Source organism: Nocardia jinanensis (genome assembly GCF_014645735.1).
GTDB classification, from domain to species: Bacteria; Actinomycetota; Actinomycetes; order Mycobacteriales; family Mycobacteriaceae; genus Nocardia; species Nocardia jinanensis.
Map to the genome: position 1 here is coordinate 19056 of NZ_BMMH01000030.1, position 16988 is coordinate 36043.

Genomic DNA, 16988 nt, shown 5'->3' on the forward strand with positions numbered 1-16988 from the left:
AACCGAGGAGCTCGATGGCTCAATCATGGCTGCACGCCGAAGCGTCCGCGCGACACTTCGGCGGCTCCCCCGACGATTACATCGCCATTCACGAGTGGATAGATGCTTTCAAATCGATCGTCGGCGACGTAACCCATCGTCAGTACCGACACAATTCGCACGGTCCGTGGATGGCGCAGGAAGTATTCGGGCGCAGCATCACCAACAGCGCAGGTAAACGAATTCTCGTCCGCGATATCACCGAGAACCACATCGTCGAGGATCTCGGTTGGCTGCCGTCACCCGCGGATTGGTCGGCCTGTCTCACCTGTAAGACCTGGATGGGCGGTAAGCGAAACAAATTCATCGGTCGCGAAGAGTTGCTGAACTCGGCGCTGCCCCATCCGAACAGAGCCCACGGGACAACCTCCGAGGAGAGCCATGACCACTGAAGAAAACTCGATCGTCGGGCGGCCGATCCGTGGAGAAATCGAGTATTTCGACACCTCGCTGGTCGAAGAGTTGTGGCCGGACGATGAAGAAGATTCCGGAGACACCGCACCGGTCGAGCAGAAACCACTGACCGATTTCATCGCTGCCCTGGACGCGGTCTTCGCATTCCCGGAGGTGCAGTCGATTCGGTGGGAGCAGTACACGCCGTACTTCAACGACGGTGATCCCTGTAAGTTCAGCGCCGACGATGTCGGGTTCCGGATCGACGGGATCGACGAGGGTGTTCTCGACGAGCACGGCTGCATAGCTGTCTGGCTGATCAGGTCCGCCGATGATCACAGTCAACGGAATGCAGCGGAGTATCCGCAGATCAGCGACGCGCTGTTCACCGCCATGAATGCTTTCGACGCGGCAATCATCGATGGTGCCCACGACGCCGACCTGCTCGAACACTTCGGCGACCCGGCGCAGGTGGTCGCCACCCGCGCGGGTTTCGACGTCGAGTTCTACGAACACGATTGACGCTCGCGTGTCCCGGAAAGCAGGACCCCTCTCCGTAAGCCGGAGAGGGGTCGAACGGTTCACGTCGAAGCGTCGATGGTCAGCTCGATATCGAGAGTCTCGGGTGATCGAGTGCCGCGCGCCAGGCCATTTCCCACGGGAAGCGGTCGATATATCGTTCGCCGGTGCCTGGTTCGGGCTGTTCGTAGACCTCATCGCCGACGAGCATGGTCACGCCCCAGTCGGAGAGCTTGCGGATGGCGTCCTGCACAGCGGGAAAGCTGATCTGTGCCCGGTTCGAGAACGGCACAGCTACGACAGGCAAGCCCTTGCCGACTGCTTCGACCAGCAGGCCGAGTGGGAGGGTGTCGGATATTCCGGCCGCCCACTTCGCCACTGAGTTGCAGGTGATCGGGGCAACGATCATCGCGTCGGCCGGGGGAAGCACATCGGGGGCGCCCGGTTCCTTGTACTGGCTGCGCACGATATGCCCGGTCTTGGCTTCCAGCGCGGCGGGGTCGATGAACCGGCGCCCGTCCGGGGACGCGATCACGCACACGTCCCAGCCGTCCGCTTGGGCCAGGTCGACGAGTGTGCCGATATTCCGCGCGGCAGACGAACCGGTCACGATGGCGTACAGGACGGGATTTCCCTGCTCGTTCATGGCCTCATGGTGTCAGTACCACGTATCGGTCCCGGGATGCTCCCTCGGGCCACACAACAGTGACCGGCATGTTTCGATCGCACACCACAGCCACGACATCGGCCGTGCCACCGTAGCCGCGCGCGGGCTTCCCGTCCCACACCGCGAACAGCTCGTCGGCTTCATCGAGCACCGTATCCCCAGTACTGCCGCGCGGCGTCTCGCGGCGATCAGGGTCTCCGAGGCGGGTAGAACACCGCCCACGCGATCACGGCCAGTGGGAGGCCGATCGCCACTGACAGGCCGAGTGTGGTCATCGCTGCCGGCCCATATCGACCAGGGGCCAACGGTACCCGCGCGGGTAGACCTGCATCGGTGTCGCCAAAGCCGCGATGTCGGTGATGGCATGCCGCACCGCGTCGGCATGCTCGAAGCTGGGCACGATCACTGCTGCTGCCCCGTGCTCATAGATTGTTCCCGCCAGGATCAGCACACTCGCCAGTGGGCCGGTATCGAGCCGGACCGTCCACACCAGCCGGTAGCCGTACCGCTGCGCGACCTGGTGGATATCCACCCCGTTGCCGTGCATGTCCCTGCGAATCAGCCCGATTGCCTTCGGAGCTTCACCCTGCATCGTGTCCCCTGTCGTCTCCCTGCTATGGCATGCACCCACCGCCGGGGCTATGTGAGCAGCCCGGCGGTGGGGCTGAGAGAAGGGTGTCAGCGCAGGTACAGCGTTTTGCCCCGCTGCGGGGCATCGCACGTAAAGTGTGTGTTGTCACGGCCGTTCCGAGGGAGTACGCATGAGCGCCGAACAGCACGAAGGGGATCAGTTCGTAGGCCAGCGGGTACGCCAGATCCGCGCCCGTCGCGGTATCTCGCAACAGGTGCTCGCCGACCGGGCGGGGCTCAGCCGGGGTGCCATTTCCAAATACGAGATCGGCGAACGGCCCATAGACTCCCGCCGCACGATGCTCGCTCTCGCCTCAGCGCTCGGTGTCACCCTTGGGGAACTGACGGGATACGAACACGACCGCGTAGATCCTTCCGCCGCCGGGTTCCATGCTTCTGTGCCCGATATCGAGGTCGCGTTGTGGACGCAGGGGAACAACACGCACGCCGCCCCGCCGTGCTCCCTGGATGAACTGTCGGCCACTGCTCAGCGCGCGGCCGAGCTGCGTATAGCCTGCGATTACGCCACGCTCGGTCCGCTGCTCGCGCCGCTGCTCACCGACTCCTACCGGCATATCCGGGACCTGAACGGAGCTGAGCGTGAACGGGCATGGGATGTGCTGGCGATGGTCGCGCACACCACGGCGGCGGCGCTGAAAGCGCGCGGGTACGGGGCGCTGTCCTGGACGGCTGCGCAGGAAGCGGAGAACGCAGCGCGCAACATCGGTGGGACGGCCGCATTCGCCGCTACCGCCTTCGCACGGAGTCAGGTGTTGCTCTCGCAGCCAGGCTCTCTACCTGCCGCGCTGGCGCACGCAGAGGGCACAGCCGAGCAGATCGCCGCTGATGTCCGCACGGTGGGCGAGATAGAGACGTTTGGGATGTTGCACCTACAGGCGTCGCTTGTGACCGCGACCCTGGGCGGCGACCCCGAACCGCACCTGGACGAGGCCGCAGCACAGGCGAGCAGGCTGGCGCAGGCGGACCGGGGTACCTCCATCCTTCGCAATCCGACCTTCGGCCCTGCCAACGTCCAGCTCTGGCGGATGTCGGCGGCGATGGAGCGGCGGGAACCCGGCCAGGTGCTCGCGCTCGCCCCGACTCTGACCCCGGACAACCTGCCGGCCGAGGGACGACGTGCTCAGTACTTCGTCGAGATCGGCCGTGCGCAGGCCATGCAGAAGAACTACCGCGATTCCCTGTACTCGCTGCTGAGGGCTGAGCACGCTGCCCCGCAACACGTCCGGAACATGGTCCACGTCCGGGAGTTGGTGGGGCACATGATGCGTAAGGCGCGGCGCGACCTAACCACAGGGGAATTGGGTCGGCTCGCTCAGCGCGTCGGTGTGGCGCCGTAGCCAAGCATCAGACCACGACTGCGCCTCTCCAAAGTATAAAACTGACGGAGCTGCTTGACGCCAGGTTCCGTTGATCCGTAGGGAGATTCGGGTGAGTAAGCACATCACTCCCCGGACTCCGCGCTTGAACGGGAAGGTGGAGCGTTCACACCGCATCGGCGCCGAGGAGTTCTATCGACTTCTCGATGGCGTCGTCATCGACGACGTAAACGTCTTCAACGCCAAACTCAAATAGTGGCACGACTATTACAACTGCCACCGACCCCACGGCGGACTCGAGGGCCAGACCCCACACGAGAGACTTCGACATCAGACGACAACCGACATCAGACGACAACCAGGGACCGAGTGTAGTCGATCTTCGTCAGCGGAATAATTATCAGGGTGAGAAGACTTGCCGAATTTCTCTACCACATCAAAAGCGTGAACGCGCCGATTAGGATGCCCGCCCCCGCTGCGCTCCGGCGAGCACCGGGCTCAACGAAATGGACAAAGTTCCCCGTCAGCTACAATCACCCCAGAAATCAACGGCCGCGGATCGCGTCAATAATTCTGTTGCGCCATCACATCGCCGAATTATCCAATTATTGTACCTACGCGGATACCTGCAAACCGATCATCCATGTCGTAATATCATGCATTACCTCCACCTTTGATTTCCCGCTGGCGGTTGCCGCGAGATCTTCGATATTAATAGAAACATATCGCGATCGTCGGGGATTTAAGAGAGTGGCGGTATTTATCTGATGCCCGGCAGCGTGCAGCATTGCTATGTACGTCACGATTTGCCGGTAGTCCATGCTGCGAAACGGCCTAGTAACTGCTTTTACTTCGATCAGTTCGCTTGCGCATTGGATGTCTGCAAAGGTTATGTCGACAACGCCGCAACCTGGAATTGTAGGACTGAATTGTACCCCAATCTTTCCATTGAGATACTGTTCAATGCGACCCGACAGCTTGTCCACTTCCGCCCACTCTTCTTTTGTCAGCGGCGTTTTGGACAATTCGGATCTTGGCAATCGAGTGACAAATTTCCGTGCATCTTCTTCAATTTTAAACCTGGTAAGCCTGCCGCCGTCGGTGTTATTCTTAGCTAGGAGAAAGGCGACTTCGGCTAGTAGTGAATGTCTCCCGGTTTCGGAATAGCTGCGCACCGACTTTCCAAGAGGTTGCGAATTCTTATTCGCCCACCTCACGACCTCGCCTAGGGCGGGTGCGCAGCTATCCCAGATGGAATTCTGACGAGCGAACGTGCCAGCTGAAATCATGCCGGGACCTCCCAGTTGATGTCCTGGAACTTGCTCGCAGCCCAATCTCGCACTACGAGGTCTAACGTGTTTGCATTGGGTTTGTTTGCCTGCCTCCAGTGGCTGCCTTCATCGCCGAGAGTATAGGAAGCCACCATAAAGGATCGTCTTACCCATGGATGCATAGTGGCTATGTAGTTTTTCAGGTCGCTCAGCCAATAGTTGGTTCTCCAGCGTGCAAGCGTAAGTACTATATCCCGTTGTATTATTGGTGCGGGGCCAGTGCTAAAGCCATGCGATGCGTCGAATAGACTGATTAGCAACTGCTCGTTCTCTGTCGATTTATGCCCGGATAAGACTCGGATCATGTATGCAAGATTAAGGTCGATCTTTGCAATGAAGTGGGAATCGGAAATCATCCCGCGGAGACGGGCGCTCACCTGTTCCGAGAATTCACTGTCGTCAATATGATCCATCGTCCCGCGAAGGGATACCATCACCTGAGGAGTAACGGGTACGAGTGTTTCAAGGTTCTCAAGTAGCGATAGCGCTGCTTGCCTTCTAGGTACGGGATCCAGGTAGCTTAGGGACGACACCAGTCGGCGTGTCAAAGCAGTGTGTATGCGACCCTTATCCATTTCCGCTCTGAGTAGTGCGAGAATATCGAACTCCTCGATTTTATTCTTGAGATTCTCGTAATCGTCATCCGCTGTTGCCGAATAGGGATCATAATGCAAGTGTAGGCCGAGAAAGCGAGCGGCACTGCCCCGGACGGCCTCGGGAGGATCGAGTGTTGATAGATACTCGGCTGATGTCATTATCCGAGTCTTGGTTTTCTGCAGAGATAGACCTTCGTTCCGAAGAAGCTTTTCGGATAGAAATCCGATTGCGCTATACGCGGACTCCATGTCTGGAACGAAGAAGCGGTAGTCATCGGCGTACCTGCAAAAATTGTTTGTTGCACGCTCTGTGAGTAGCAGTTTGTCGACGCGATTCAATACAAGCTCAGAGAGAATTCGAGCTGCTGGGCCACCAACCGGGAGTCCATAAGACGTGTTGCCCGACAGCTTGCCGAGCACCTTCATTATTTGTCTTGTTATACCTCCGGCGCGGTCCACATCGCGCAGGGAATTCTCAAGCCTGTGATGGTAAATTCTAGAATAGAAGTCCGAGATATCGGCGGCAACCACAAATCCCTCAGCTTCAGCAAGGGTCCGCGTCTTCTCTTGAAACTGCTTCCAGCTCTCTTGTGAGAATAATCCATCGGATGGTAGTGGCCGGTATCTATAAGAGAATACCTTCTCATCAGATTCAGAAATCCGTGTGCGTTCAATCTCGTCTGCGAGGCTGAGCACCAAGGCTAGGAGGTAGGCATTCCATACTGGATCGATTTGCGTTGCCCAGCGGAATCCTACGTAGCCGACCGGTGCAAGTGTTGAATAGTTGTCTATAACTGCGCCTCCGATTCGGCTATCAAAATTTCGATCCATGTCGGAAATCACTTCCGAAACCTTGTCGGGTACGTCGTGCATCACGTGATTCTCGAAGGGTAACGGAAATACGTCGGTATCTCCCCAGTGGGCAACATTCTGAACTGCGCGATTGATTGCTGAAGAATCCAGAAGAGGCAACCCAAGTCCTTCGCCGAGTGTGTCGTTACGGAGGTAAGACTACCGGCTAACGTCGGTTGGCCCCTGGCGATGAGCGCGATCCTGCCACCGGCGTTGACTCAGGGTTTGAACTCTCGGCGTTGTGCACGTGCCCACGCGCGTCGCTGTCTGTGTGCAGCCTGCTCATGCAGAGGCAGTTTGAGTGCTTCGCCGCGAACACCTCAGCCCAGCGGCATGTACTGCCGCACCCCGTTGCGCTTGCCAACTATATCTTTGCTAAGGGGTAGCCATCATTTGAGGTTCCCGGCGTTTCGTATGGGAGGCGCGCCGACCGTGCGACTTGTATGTGTCCAACTAACTCCAAACGTATGCCCCTGCTCTGTGTCGTTATCGAACATACGTCTGAGTCTTAGTTGGTTGTCGAAACCGAATACTTCACCAGGTCACCGGGAGCTTCGGGTTGGCGACTGTCACCTGTCGTAGTCTCTCGTGTTCGATGCTTCCGGTAATGAAAAGGTCAGGAGTTCGATTCTCCTGGCCTACTGCAGCAACAGGCTTTGACGTTGCTGACGGGTGCCTTCTCGTGGTTGTGGCACGTAGAACCCCGCTCCGGAGAGTCCCGGGGCGGGGTTCGCACGTAGGTCCCGGGCGGCTCAGCGCAGTGTCGCGGTGAGGTGCGGGTAGCCCTTCTTCGGATGCTTCAGTGCCAGATCCCAACCCTGCTCGACCTGGTCGGCGTACACGTTGACGGTAGACGGCAGCAGGATCGGCTTGCCGAATTTCACGGCGTAGGAAGCCTTGTCCGGAATCCGGCCCTCGAGAGTTGCCAGGATGGTTGCCGCCGACCACATTCCGTGCGCGATGGCCCGTGAGAAACCGAATGCCTTGGCACCCAATGCCGAGGTGTGAATCGGGTTCTGGTCGCCGGAGGCGTTCGCGTAGCGGGTGATCGTCTTCTGATCCACCTTCAGCGTCCGCAGCGGGGGCGGCGGCACCTCGTCCGGTTTCGGTTCGGGCTTGGGCCCGCCCGACAGCGATGTCTTCTGCTGGTGCAGGAAGGTGGTGACCTGCCGCCACACCAGTTCCCGGCCCACCCGGATCTCGCTGATCGCGTCGACCAGCAGACCCTTGGGGTGTTCGCGCAGGTTCTCGATATGCGCGGTGATATCGAGCGGTTCGCTCAGCGAGATCTCCCGGGTGCGTTCGATCAGGTTCTCCGCGTGCACCGCGCCGACCGCCACGAACGGGAAATCGCGCTGTACCACGAGTTTCATCACCAGCGGGAAGGTGATGATGAACGGATAGGTCAGCGGCAGGGTGTCGCCGAACCGCAAACCGGTGGCCGCGCAGTAGGCGGCCAGGTGTTCCGGATCGGCCCGGAAGCCGTCGAGCCGGACCTCACGGTCCGGAATCACCGATTTCCGGGCCGATACCAGCGGTAGCGGGACCGCGCCCAGCGCGGCCTTCACGAACAGGCTGCTGTTCTTCGGCGGTGTGTCGAGAGTGATGGTCTCGGTCATCAGGCGCCGATCATGCTCTGGCCGCAGACGCGGACGATATTGCCGTTCACCGCGTTCGACGCCGGGCCGGCGAAGTAGGCGATGGTCTCGGCGACGTCCACGGTCTCGCCGCCTTGGTTCAGCGAGGCCATCAACCGGCCGCCCTCCCGGGTGGCCAGCGGGATCGCCGCGGTCATGGCGGTCTCGATGAAACCGGGCGCGACGGCGTTGATGGTGATGCCCTTGGCGGCCAGTTCGGGTGCCTCGGCGTTAACCATGCCGATGACCCCGGCCTTGGACGCGCCGTAGTTCGTCTGCCCGCGGTTGCCGGCGATACCCGCGATGGAGGAGACGTCGATGACCCGGCCGCCCTCCTTCAGCGCGCCTGCGGCCACCAGTCCCTGGGTGATCCGGTGCGGCGCGGCCAGATTGACGTTCAGTACCGCGTTCCAGCGGCCCTCGTCCATATTCGCCAGCAGTTTGTCCCGGGTGATCCCGGCGTTGTGCACGATGATGTCGATTCCGCCGAAGCGTTCGGTGGCGAATTCGGCCAGCCTTTCGGCGGCGTCGGGTGCGGTGACGTCCAGTGCCAGCGCGGTGGCGCCCACCTTGTTGGCGGTTTCGGCCAGCGCCTCACCGGCTGCCGGGATATCGGCGACGATGACCTGCGCACCGTCCCGGGCGAAGACCTCGGCGATGGTGGCGCCGATACCGCGGGCGGCGCCGGTCACCACGGCGACCTTGCCGTCGAGGGGCTTGTCCCAGTTCGCCGGGGCGACCGCGTCGTCCTTACCGACGCGGATCACCTGGCCGTCCACGAAGGCCGATTTGGCGGACAGGACGAACCGCAGGGTCGAGGCCAGACCGGTCGCGGCCGGGGAGGCGTCGGGGTGCAGGTACACCAGTTGCGCGGTGGCGCCACGCAGCAGTTCCTTGCCCACGGACCGGGTGAAGCCCTCGAGCGCCCGCTGGGCGATCTGACCGTCCACGCTGCCGGCGAGTTCGGGAGTGGTGCCGATGACCAGCACCCGACCGGACGGCGCGATACTGCGCATGGCCGGCTGGAAGAACTCGAACAGCTGCGACAGATCCTCGATGCTGCCGATACCGGTGGCGTCGAAGACCAGGGCGCCGTACTTGGTTCCCGTGGTGAGGGAATCGGCGAAGGTGTAGTCGCCGGCCAGCAGCGCCCGCAGCGGTTCGGCGACGCGGCCCTTACCGCCCAGCAACACCGGCCCGGGCAGCGCCGGCTCACCGGCCACGTAGCGCCGCAGTTTCTCCGGCTTCGGCAGACCCAGCTTGTTCGCGAGGAACCCGCCCGGCGCGGAATTGACGAACGATCCGTAGAGGTTGGGTGCACCCTTGCTCTTGGCTGCCACAGTTCCCACCTTTTCTGTTGCTCGATGTGGTGTCGGGAGTCGCCGGAGGCGGTGTCGACATTGAACTTACTCCGGAGTAAGTTTATCGTAAACCGAGCGCGGGCGGGCGTCGGACGCCGCGGCGGGGAGCCGCGGCCCGGGCCCGGAGCACCCGACCCTCTCGCCAACTCGACAACCTGGGAGACCCGAGTGACCACCACACCCCGAACGACTCGTCCGGTAGCCATCCTCGGCGGTAACCGCATCCCGTTCGCGCGTTCCGACAAGGCCTACGCCCACGCCTCCAACCAGGACATGTTCACCGCGACCCTGGACGGGCTGGTGAGCCGATTCGGCCTGCAGTCCGAACGTCTGGGCATGGTCGCCGGCGGCGCGGTCCTCAAACGGGTCGGCGAGCACGGCATGATCCGGGAGAGCGTGCTCGGCAGCCGGCTCAGCCCCTACACCCCCGCCCACGATCTGCAGCTGGCCTGCGGCACCGGCCTCCAAGCCATCGTCACGGTCGGCGATGCCATCGCGGCCGGCCGGATCGAGGCGGGAATCGGCGGCGGCACCGACACCACCTCCGACGCACCCATCGGGGTCAGCGAGCGGATGCGGGAGTGGATGCTGAACATCAACCGCGCCCGCACCAACGCCGAGCGGCTCAAGCTGGTGGGGCAGTTGCGCCCCGGCATGGTCGGGATCGAGATTCCGCGCAATGCCGAACCGCGCACCGGGTTGTCGATGGGCGAGCACGCCGCCATCACTGCCAAGGAATTCGGTGTCGCCCGCGACGCACAGGACGAACTGGCCTACCTGTCGCACAAGAACATGGCCGCCGCCTACGAGCGGGGTTTCTTCGACGATCTGGTGACCCCGTTCCTCGGACTCACCCGGGACGACAACCTGCGCCCGAACTCCTCGCTCGAGAAGCTGGGCACCCTGAAGCCGGTCTTCGGTGTGAAGCTGGGCGACGCCACGATGACCGCGGGCAACTCCACTCCGCTCACCGACGGTGCGTCGGCGGTGCTGCTGTCCAGCGACGAATGGGCGACCCAGCGCAACCTTCCGGTGCTCGCGCATCTGGTGGACAGCGAAGTCGCCGCGGTCGACTACATCCACGGGCCCGACGGGCTGCTCATGGCCCCCACCTACGCGGTACCGCGGCTGCTGGCACGTAACGGCCTGACCCTGCAGGATTTCGATTTCTACGAGATCCACGAGGCCTTCGCCTCGGTGGTGCTGGCCACCCTGCAGGCCTGGGAATCGGATCAGTACTGCAAGGAGCGGCTCGGCCTGGACGGGGCGCTCGGCTCGATCGATCGCGCCAAGCTGAACGTCAACGGCTCCTCGCTGGCCGCCGGGCACCCGTTCGCCGCCACCGGTGGCCGGATCGTCGCCCAGGCCGCCAAGCAGCTGGCGGAGAAGGGGTCGGGCCGTGCGCTCATCTCCATCTGCGCGGCCGGGGGCCAGGGCGTGGTCGCCATTCTGGAGCGCTGAACCGGTCCACGACGGGTCCGTCCGGCGGGTGAGGGAAGCGCCCACGGCCGAGGCGGACCGACAGGGGATACGAGGTGCCCCGATCGGGAAGATCGGGGCACCTCTGTATCCGGCGATCGGACGCTCGCGCATACGCGTTCCCTTTCATCGGGACGTCGAGAGCGGATCAGGTGCTGATTTCCCGCGTGGCACGCTTCGGCCGTATCCCGGCGCTGATCGAATCGTGCGCGGGCCGGGCGGTGCCGGCGCCGCCCGGCGGTATGTCACCGGCAGGTGACCCGCGGTTTCTACTCCTGGCCGGGCAGTTCGTGATGTCCGCCGAAGGCCTCCCGCATCGCGGAGAGGGCTTTGTCCGCGTACGCGGATTCCCCGCGCGAAGCGAAGCGCTGGAACAGCGCCGCCGACAGCACCGGTGCCGGTACTCCGATATCCACCGCCGCGTCGAGTGTCCAGCGACCCTCCCCGGAATCGGAGATCCGGCCGCCGAAGGAATCCAGGTTCGGGTCGGCGCGCAGTTGCGCCGCGGTGAGGTCCAGCAGCCAGGACGCCACCACCGACCCGCGTCGCCACACTTCGGCGACCTCCCCGATATCGATGTCGTAGCGGTAGTACTCGGGATGTTCGAGCGGAGTCTCCTCGGCGGAGTATTCACCGCCGGCCCGGTTGCCGTAATCGGCCTTGTGCAGGATGTTGAAGCCCTCGGCGTAGGCGGCCATGGCGCCGTACTCGATCCCGTTGTGCACCATCTTCACGAAATGGCCCGACCCCGCGGGACCGCAGTGCAGGTAACCCTGTTCGGCGGGACCGGGCTCGCCCGTCCGCCCCGGAGTCCGTGGCGCGGCCGAGACCCCGGGCGCGATGGCCCGCAATAGCGGTTCCACGTACCGCACCGGTTCCGCCGCACCCCCGATCATCAGGCAGAACCCGCGCTCGCGGCCGTACACACCACCCGAGGTACCGATATCGAGGTAGTGGATACCGAGCGGGGCCAACTGCGCGGCCCGGGCGATATCGTCGTGGTACCGGCTGTTACCGCCGTCGATGACGATATCCCCGGGTTCCAGCAGTCGCGCCAGCTGATCGACGGTGGCGCCGGTGAGGCCGGCCGGGATCATCACCCACACCACCCGGGGGGTGTCGAGTTCGGCCACGAACTCCACGAGATCGGTGCTACCCCGGAAACGGCCACCGAGCTCGGTGGTGAGGTCGTCGATCACCTCGACGTGGCGTTCGCATCCCACCGCGGTATGCCCGGCCGCGACGATCCGCCGCACGATATTGGCCCCCATCCGGCCCAGCCCGATCATGCCCAACTGCATCTCGCGTCTCCTTCGCATAGGAGTCCGGTTCGCACGTCGTCACCGATTGTGCCCGCCCGTCGAGAAAATCCGTCGACTCGATGTGTAACGACCTGTGCGCGGCACCGATATACCGGTCGGCTCCGTGCATTCGCCTGACCCCCGACCCGGCGACTGCACGGGGCCACTCTGCTGTCCGGGACTCGGTTCGGGCGATATGTCCCAACTGCGACGTCAGTGCGTATCCAGATGGCGCAGCTGTGATCGATCAGGCACTGAAGATTACAGTTCGGACAACTATCGTTGGCGAAGGCTCGCACCCGCGAGTCCCCGAAGTATCGATTTGGGGAGGACGGTTCGTGAGCAGCGAATCGAACACCGACCGAGGTGACAGACGCGATTCCGGCCGTCCGCAGCCGATCGACGGCGGCCTACGTCAGCTGCTCGAGACCGGCCGTGCCCAGCAGGGCCGGCCTTCGCCCGAACCGACAGAACCGGCCGACAATGTCAGAGCCGGCTGGCGCGGCGGCAGTTCCTGGCTGAACCCCGCCAACGGAGCGCAGCCGGACCGGGGACCGTCGTCATCGGGTTCGGATCCCGGCGCCGACTCCCCCCGAACCTCGGCCCACACCCCAGAGATCTCGCGGTCCGCCACTCCACCGCTGCCTCCTGGTCGCGCTCCCGCCGGGCACGGTCCCGGCGCTCCCACCGGGGCCGACCCCAGGACTGCCCCCGGACCGTCCGCCGGCCCCGGCGTGCCCAGCGGTCCTGCTGGGCCTTCGGGTCCCGGGCCGTCCGCCGGTCCTGCTCGGCCTTCGGGTCCCGGGCCGTCCACTGGTCCCGTTCGGCCTTCGGGTCCCGGACCGTCCGCCGGTCCCGCTCGACCGCTCGGGCCGTCCGCGTCCACCGGGCCCGCCCCCGCCGACCCCACCGGCTCCGATTACGCCACCCAGCAGTTCCCGCTGCCCGCTCCCGCGTCCGCCGCCTTCGCCGACTCCGACCCCGACGATGCGCCGACCGAGGTTTTCGATTCGACCGCGCTGACCCAGCGCCTCTCCGGGGGCCCGTCGTCCTGGCCGGGACATCCCAACAATCCGACCAGCGCCGATATCCTGTCGCACGGTGGATCCGAGCCGCCGGCGCCGCCACGCGGCCCGGGCGGGGGCCGCGGCACCGGCGGGCCCGGTGACGACAACGGCCGGTTCTCGGCCGCCCGCGCCCGGCTGCGCGATTCCGCGAAAGCCCGGCGCGTGCTGCTGGTCGCCGCGATCGTTTTCGGTGTGGCGCTCGTGGGCTATATCTCCGATCTGGTGATGACCTCCGGCAAGATCCCGCGCGGGGTCGAGATCGCCGGTGTCGCCATCGGTGGGATGGACGAAGCGGACGCCCGCGCGAAGTTGCAGGAAAAACTCGATCCGCGCGCCGGTGAATCCGTCCCGGTGAAGATCGCCGATGTGCAGACCCAGCTCGTGCCCGCCGCCGCCGGTCTCGGGGTCGACTGGGAGGCGACCTGGGAACGAGTCGGTGGTCAGCCGCTCAACCCCGCCTCACGTCTGCTGTCCTTCGTCGCCACCCGCGAGGTCACGGTGGCCAGCTCGGTCGACGAAGCCGCGCTGGGCCGCACCTTCGAGGAGTTGAAGGTGCACGATCAGCCGCCCGTGGAGGGCGGTATCCACTTCGAGGGCACCCGGCCGGTCGAGGTGAATCCCACTTCCGGCCGGGTACTGGATCAGGCCGGCGCCCGCACCGTGCTCACCGAAGAATGGGCGACCGCGAGCACCCTGGACCTGCCCGTCGCCACCGCACCGCCCGCCGTCCGCCAGGACGCGATCGATCAGGCGATGCACCAGATCGCCGAACCCGCGGTGAGCGCGCCGGTCGGTTACATCGGTAAGGGCGAGGCGAATGCCACCCTGAGCCCGGAACAGATCGCCACCATCGTCGGCTTCGTACCCGACGGGAACGGCGGGCTGCGGGTCGAGTTCGACCACAAAGTGGCCACCGACCTGCTCGCACCGCAACTGGCCTCGACCGAGGTCGAACCCAAGGACGCGACCTTCACCTTCTCCGGCACGCCCACCGTCGTCCCGGCCGTGGTCGGCGACAAGATCAACTGGGCGAAGACGCTGGAGCAGCTGCCCGCGATGCTCGCCGCCGCCGGCGCTCAACGCACCACACCCGGAATCTATGAGCGGATCGAACCCAAGCTCACCACCCAGGCGGCCGAGGCGCTCGGGATCAACGAGGTGATGGGCGAGTTCACCACCAGTGGTTTCACCGGGCCGTCCGGGGTGAACATCCGTACGGTCGCCCAGGAGGTCAACGGCGCGGTCGTCAAACCGAACGACACCTTCTCCCTGAACACCCACACCGGTCCGCGTACCGCAGCCGAAGGCTATGTGGAATCGGGCATCATCGACCACGGCCGCCCCAGCAAGGCGGTGGGTGGTGGGATCAGCCAGTTCGCGACCACTCTCTACAACGCCGCCTATTTCGCGGGCCTCGAGGACGCCGGTCACACCGAACACAGCTACTACATCTCCCGCTATCCGGCCGCACGGGAAGCGACCGTATTCGACGGCGCCATCGACCTGCAGTTCCGCAACAACACCCCGCACGGTGTGTACATCCAGGCATTCGCGGACAGCTCCGAGGTGACGGTCCGTATCTGGGGCACCAAAACGGTGAATGTGGAGTCCTTCACCGGCGAGAAGACCAAACCGACCGAACCGGAAACCGTCACCCTCCCCGAGGGCGACGACTGTATCGCCTCGACGGGCGCACCGGGTTTCACCATCTCCGACACTCGCGTGATCAGCGATGTGAATACCGGCGCGGAGGTGTCCCGTACGACCCGTACCGTGAAATACGACCCGGTGCCGGAGGTCAAATGTGAATCACCGGACAAGAAGCCGGAGGAATCCGCGGACGCACCGAGCGGCGGCAGCGGGCCCAGCAGTAGTCCACCCACCAGCAGCCGGCCCGGCGGCCGCCCGGGCTCCCGCTGAACGAGGTCCCCGCGGGAGCACGACCGAGCCAATACGGAACCGCCCGCCCCGAATACCGGGGCGGGCGGTTCCGTCTCCGTCGGCGAGTGCCGTTACAGCGGGGTCCGCATGAGCAGCACGTTGTACTGGCGGTGCACCGTGAGCAGGAAGTACAGATCGCTACCGGTCTGGTAGGGGAAGATCATCGGCGCGTACGACGTCGGGAGCGCGGCCGCCTCCAGCAGTACCCGGGGGGTGCTCCACGGCCCCTCGGGTGAGTCCGCGGTCCGCAGCACCACCGAGTTGAACGGATCGGTCGTCAACATCACGAATTTGCGCAGGTGGTCGTTCCACTGCACGGACAACTCGGCCACCCCGTCGACCACCGGCGCGGAAGCTTTCGCGTCGTTCGGTTTCCAGCCGTGACCGTCCCAATACTCGTAGGCGTCGAGATTCGCGATATCGGCTTCCCGCACCCGCGATACGTATCCGGGGTGGTTGCGGCCCGCTGGAGTGCCGTACCGATAGACGAACCCGTCGTCCTCGACGAAGGCGTTCTGCTGGAAACGTTCGTGCCCGTCCACATTGGCCCGCCGCGTATTCGGCAGCTGGGCCCAGGTCCGCCCGCCGTCGCCGGACGCCGCGAGGGTGGAGAAGTTGGTGGTCCACAAACCGTGGTCACCCCACTCCTTCACCGACATCATGCTCATGTACTGCACCCCGCCCACCGCGATACCGGCGGTCGGGATCAAGCTGATCTCGATACCCGGGATCTTCGGGCTCGGTAGCGGATTGGGGACCGCGCCGTCGAATACGATGCCCCGCGCGGGATCCTTGGTGTGGCTGTAGAACAGCACATTGCTGGTCCACGCCCACACGCTGCCGGCCAGCAGGTTCGGCACCCCGAGGCCCGCTGAATCGCCGAAGGCGGTCAGCATGGTGCCGGCCCCGTCGTCCCACATGACCCCCAGATCGGTGCCCAGTACATTCACCTGCTGAGTCCGGTTGGGACTGTCCAGCCCCGTCACCTGGAACACGGCCTGGGTGTCCCCCGGCAGCGTCGGCAAACCGCGGGGTTCGCCGTTGATACCGGGGATCGGATTCACATTGTTCGGATCCGCGACCGCCGGACCTGCCAGAACAAGCGCGGCGACGGCACCGGCGACCCCGGTGCGTACGAGGACGGACAGCGGGCGGTGGGTCATTCGATGTCCTCCTGCTGGGCGGCACGGCGGTCCGATGGCCCATCTTGCCATGATCATCGTCGGGCGGCGGGCCGGACGGGAAGCGCAATGGGCCGCCACCGGTGCACGGCCCTATAGTGCGGACGCGTGGCGGCACGGCTCGGTCGAACCGTCACGTGAGTAGCGCTGAGGTCCGAAGCCTGAATTGCGCCGGCCCGGAGGGGTTCACCAGGATGTCCGCGCCCGCGGGCACGATCTCCGGCAATGCGCTTCCCACCACCGGCCACCAGCGGTCCGCGTGGCGGCGTCGCTTGTGCACCTCGGCCGTCACGACCATCACGCAGTTCACGCCGTCCGGCGATTCGACCGTGACCGGAGAATTCTGTTCGTCGCAACCGATGTGTACGACGGTATTGCGGAACATGCCGATGAATTGCTCGTCCAGGGTTCGTCCGGCGGCGAAGGATCGCAGCAGCGAGTCGATGGGATCGGTCGGCACATCGGAAGCGGAGGGCACATACTGTGGATTGGGTTGGAACGGTCCCAGACGATCGTCGTGCTCGATCTTCCAACCCCCGACCATGACGTGCGGTGGCGCCTCCGACGACTCCGGCTGCCAGGCCGGGTCGAGGAGCACGAACCAGTCGTCACGACGGACCGCGCCGGGTACCGGCTCCTTCATTCGGGCTGTTTCCT

Annotated in this window: 15 protein-coding genes; 6 read left to right on the forward strand and 9 right to left on the reverse strand. The window is 64.3% G+C overall.

Features of this window, described 5'->3' with window-relative positions:
• Positions 1–14 precede the first annotated feature (14 nt).
• On the forward strand, positions 15–431 hold the full coding sequence (locus tag IEY68_RS32455) for a DUF6915 family protein (RefSeq protein ID WP_058853079.1): 417 nt from the start codon (positions 15–17) through the stop codon (positions 429–431).
• A complete protein-coding gene (locus tag IEY68_RS32460; RefSeq protein WP_058853080.1) occupies positions 421–954 on the forward strand; it encodes a hypothetical protein in 534 nt (177 codons plus the stop codon). Before IEY68_RS32455 ends, IEY68_RS32460 begins: the two co-directional genes overlap by 11 nt.
• A gap of 79 nt (positions 955–1033) precedes the next feature.
• Here IEY68_RS32460 and IEY68_RS32465 read toward each other — a convergent pair whose 3' ends face one another.
• Positions 1034–1597 carry a flavoprotein gene (locus IEY68_RS32465; RefSeq protein WP_058853081.1) on the reverse strand — a complete coding sequence of 188 codons (564 nt, stop codon included), beginning with the start codon at positions 1595–1597 and terminating at the stop codon, positions 1034–1036.
• Between the two features lie 292 nt (positions 1598–1889).
• Positions 1890–2210 (reverse strand): hypothetical protein, encoded by a 321-nt coding sequence (locus tag IEY68_RS32470; RefSeq protein WP_229719173.1) that lies wholly within the window; start codon positions 2208–2210, stop codon positions 1890–1892.
• Positions 2211–2379: 169 nt separating this feature from the next.
• Here IEY68_RS32470 and IEY68_RS32475 point away from each other — a divergent pair, with 169 nt between their 5' ends.
• On the forward strand, positions 2380–3606 hold the full coding sequence (locus tag IEY68_RS32475) for a helix-turn-helix domain-containing protein (RefSeq protein ID WP_058853083.1): 1227 nt from the start codon (positions 2380–2382) through the stop codon (positions 3604–3606).
• A 91-nt stretch (positions 3607–3697) separates the two neighbouring features.
• Positions 3698–3841, forward strand: a complete 144-nt coding sequence (locus tag IEY68_RS36600; RefSeq protein WP_199804857.1) for a hypothetical protein — start codon at positions 3698–3700, stop codon at positions 3839–3841.
• A gap of 358 nt (positions 3842–4199) precedes the next feature.
• Here IEY68_RS36600 and IEY68_RS32485 read toward each other — a convergent pair whose 3' ends face one another.
• The 4 genes from IEY68_RS32485 to IEY68_RS32500 form a co-directional block, all read right to left on the reverse strand.
• Positions 4200–4760, reverse strand: a complete 561-nt coding sequence (locus IEY68_RS32485) for a hypothetical protein (RefSeq protein WP_156426004.1) — start codon at positions 4758–4760, stop codon at positions 4200–4202.
• Between the two features lie 110 nt (positions 4761–4870).
• Positions 4871–6385: an RNA-directed DNA polymerase gene (locus IEY68_RS32490; RefSeq protein WP_082681092.1), complete on the reverse strand. Its 1515-nt coding sequence runs from the start codon at positions 6383–6385 to the stop codon at positions 4871–4873.
• A 731-nt stretch (positions 6386–7116) separates the two neighbouring features.
• Positions 7117–7983, reverse strand: coding sequence for a MaoC family dehydratase (locus tag IEY68_RS32495; RefSeq protein ID WP_058853084.1), 867 nt, complete (start codon positions 7981–7983; stop codon positions 7117–7119).
• A complete protein-coding gene (locus IEY68_RS32500; protein ID WP_058853085.1) occupies positions 7983–9341 on the reverse strand; it encodes a 3-oxoacyl-ACP reductase in 1359 nt (452 codons plus the stop codon). Before IEY68_RS32500 ends, IEY68_RS32495 begins: the two co-directional genes overlap by 1 nt.
• Before the next feature lie 189 nt (positions 9342–9530).
• Between IEY68_RS32500 and IEY68_RS32505 the strand changes: the two genes are divergently transcribed.
• Positions 9531–10823, forward strand: coding sequence for an acetyl-CoA C-acetyltransferase (locus IEY68_RS32505; RefSeq protein ID WP_058853086.1), 1293 nt, complete (start codon positions 9531–9533; stop codon positions 10821–10823).
• 287 nt (positions 10824–11110) lie between these two features.
• On the opposite strand, the gene gnd is transcribed toward IEY68_RS32505, so the two are convergent.
• Positions 11111–12142: a phosphogluconate dehydrogenase (NAD(+)-dependent, decarboxylating) gene (gene gnd / locus IEY68_RS32510; protein ID WP_058853087.1), complete on the reverse strand. Its 1032-nt coding sequence runs from the start codon at positions 12140–12142 to the stop codon at positions 11111–11113.
• A gap of 338 nt (positions 12143–12480) precedes the next feature.
• On the opposite strand from gnd, the gene IEY68_RS32515 reads away from it, so the two are divergent.
• Entirely contained in the window at positions 12481–15129 is a 2649-nt protein-coding gene (locus IEY68_RS32515; protein ID WP_063916403.1) for a VanW family protein, read from the forward strand.
• A 92-nt stretch (positions 15130–15221) separates the two neighbouring features.
• On the opposite strand, the gene IEY68_RS32520 is transcribed toward IEY68_RS32515, so the two are convergent.
• Positions 15222–16313: a glycoside hydrolase family 183 protein gene (locus IEY68_RS32520; RefSeq protein WP_062999947.1), complete on the reverse strand. Its 1092-nt coding sequence runs from the start codon at positions 16311–16313 to the stop codon at positions 15222–15224.
• Between the two features lie 151 nt (positions 16314–16464).
• Positions 16465–16974 carry a type VII secretion system-associated protein gene (locus tag IEY68_RS32525; RefSeq protein ID WP_062999945.1) on the reverse strand — a complete coding sequence of 170 codons (510 nt, stop codon included), beginning with the start codon at positions 16972–16974 and terminating at the stop codon, positions 16465–16467.
• Between the last annotated feature and the right edge of the window lie 14 nt (positions 16975–16988).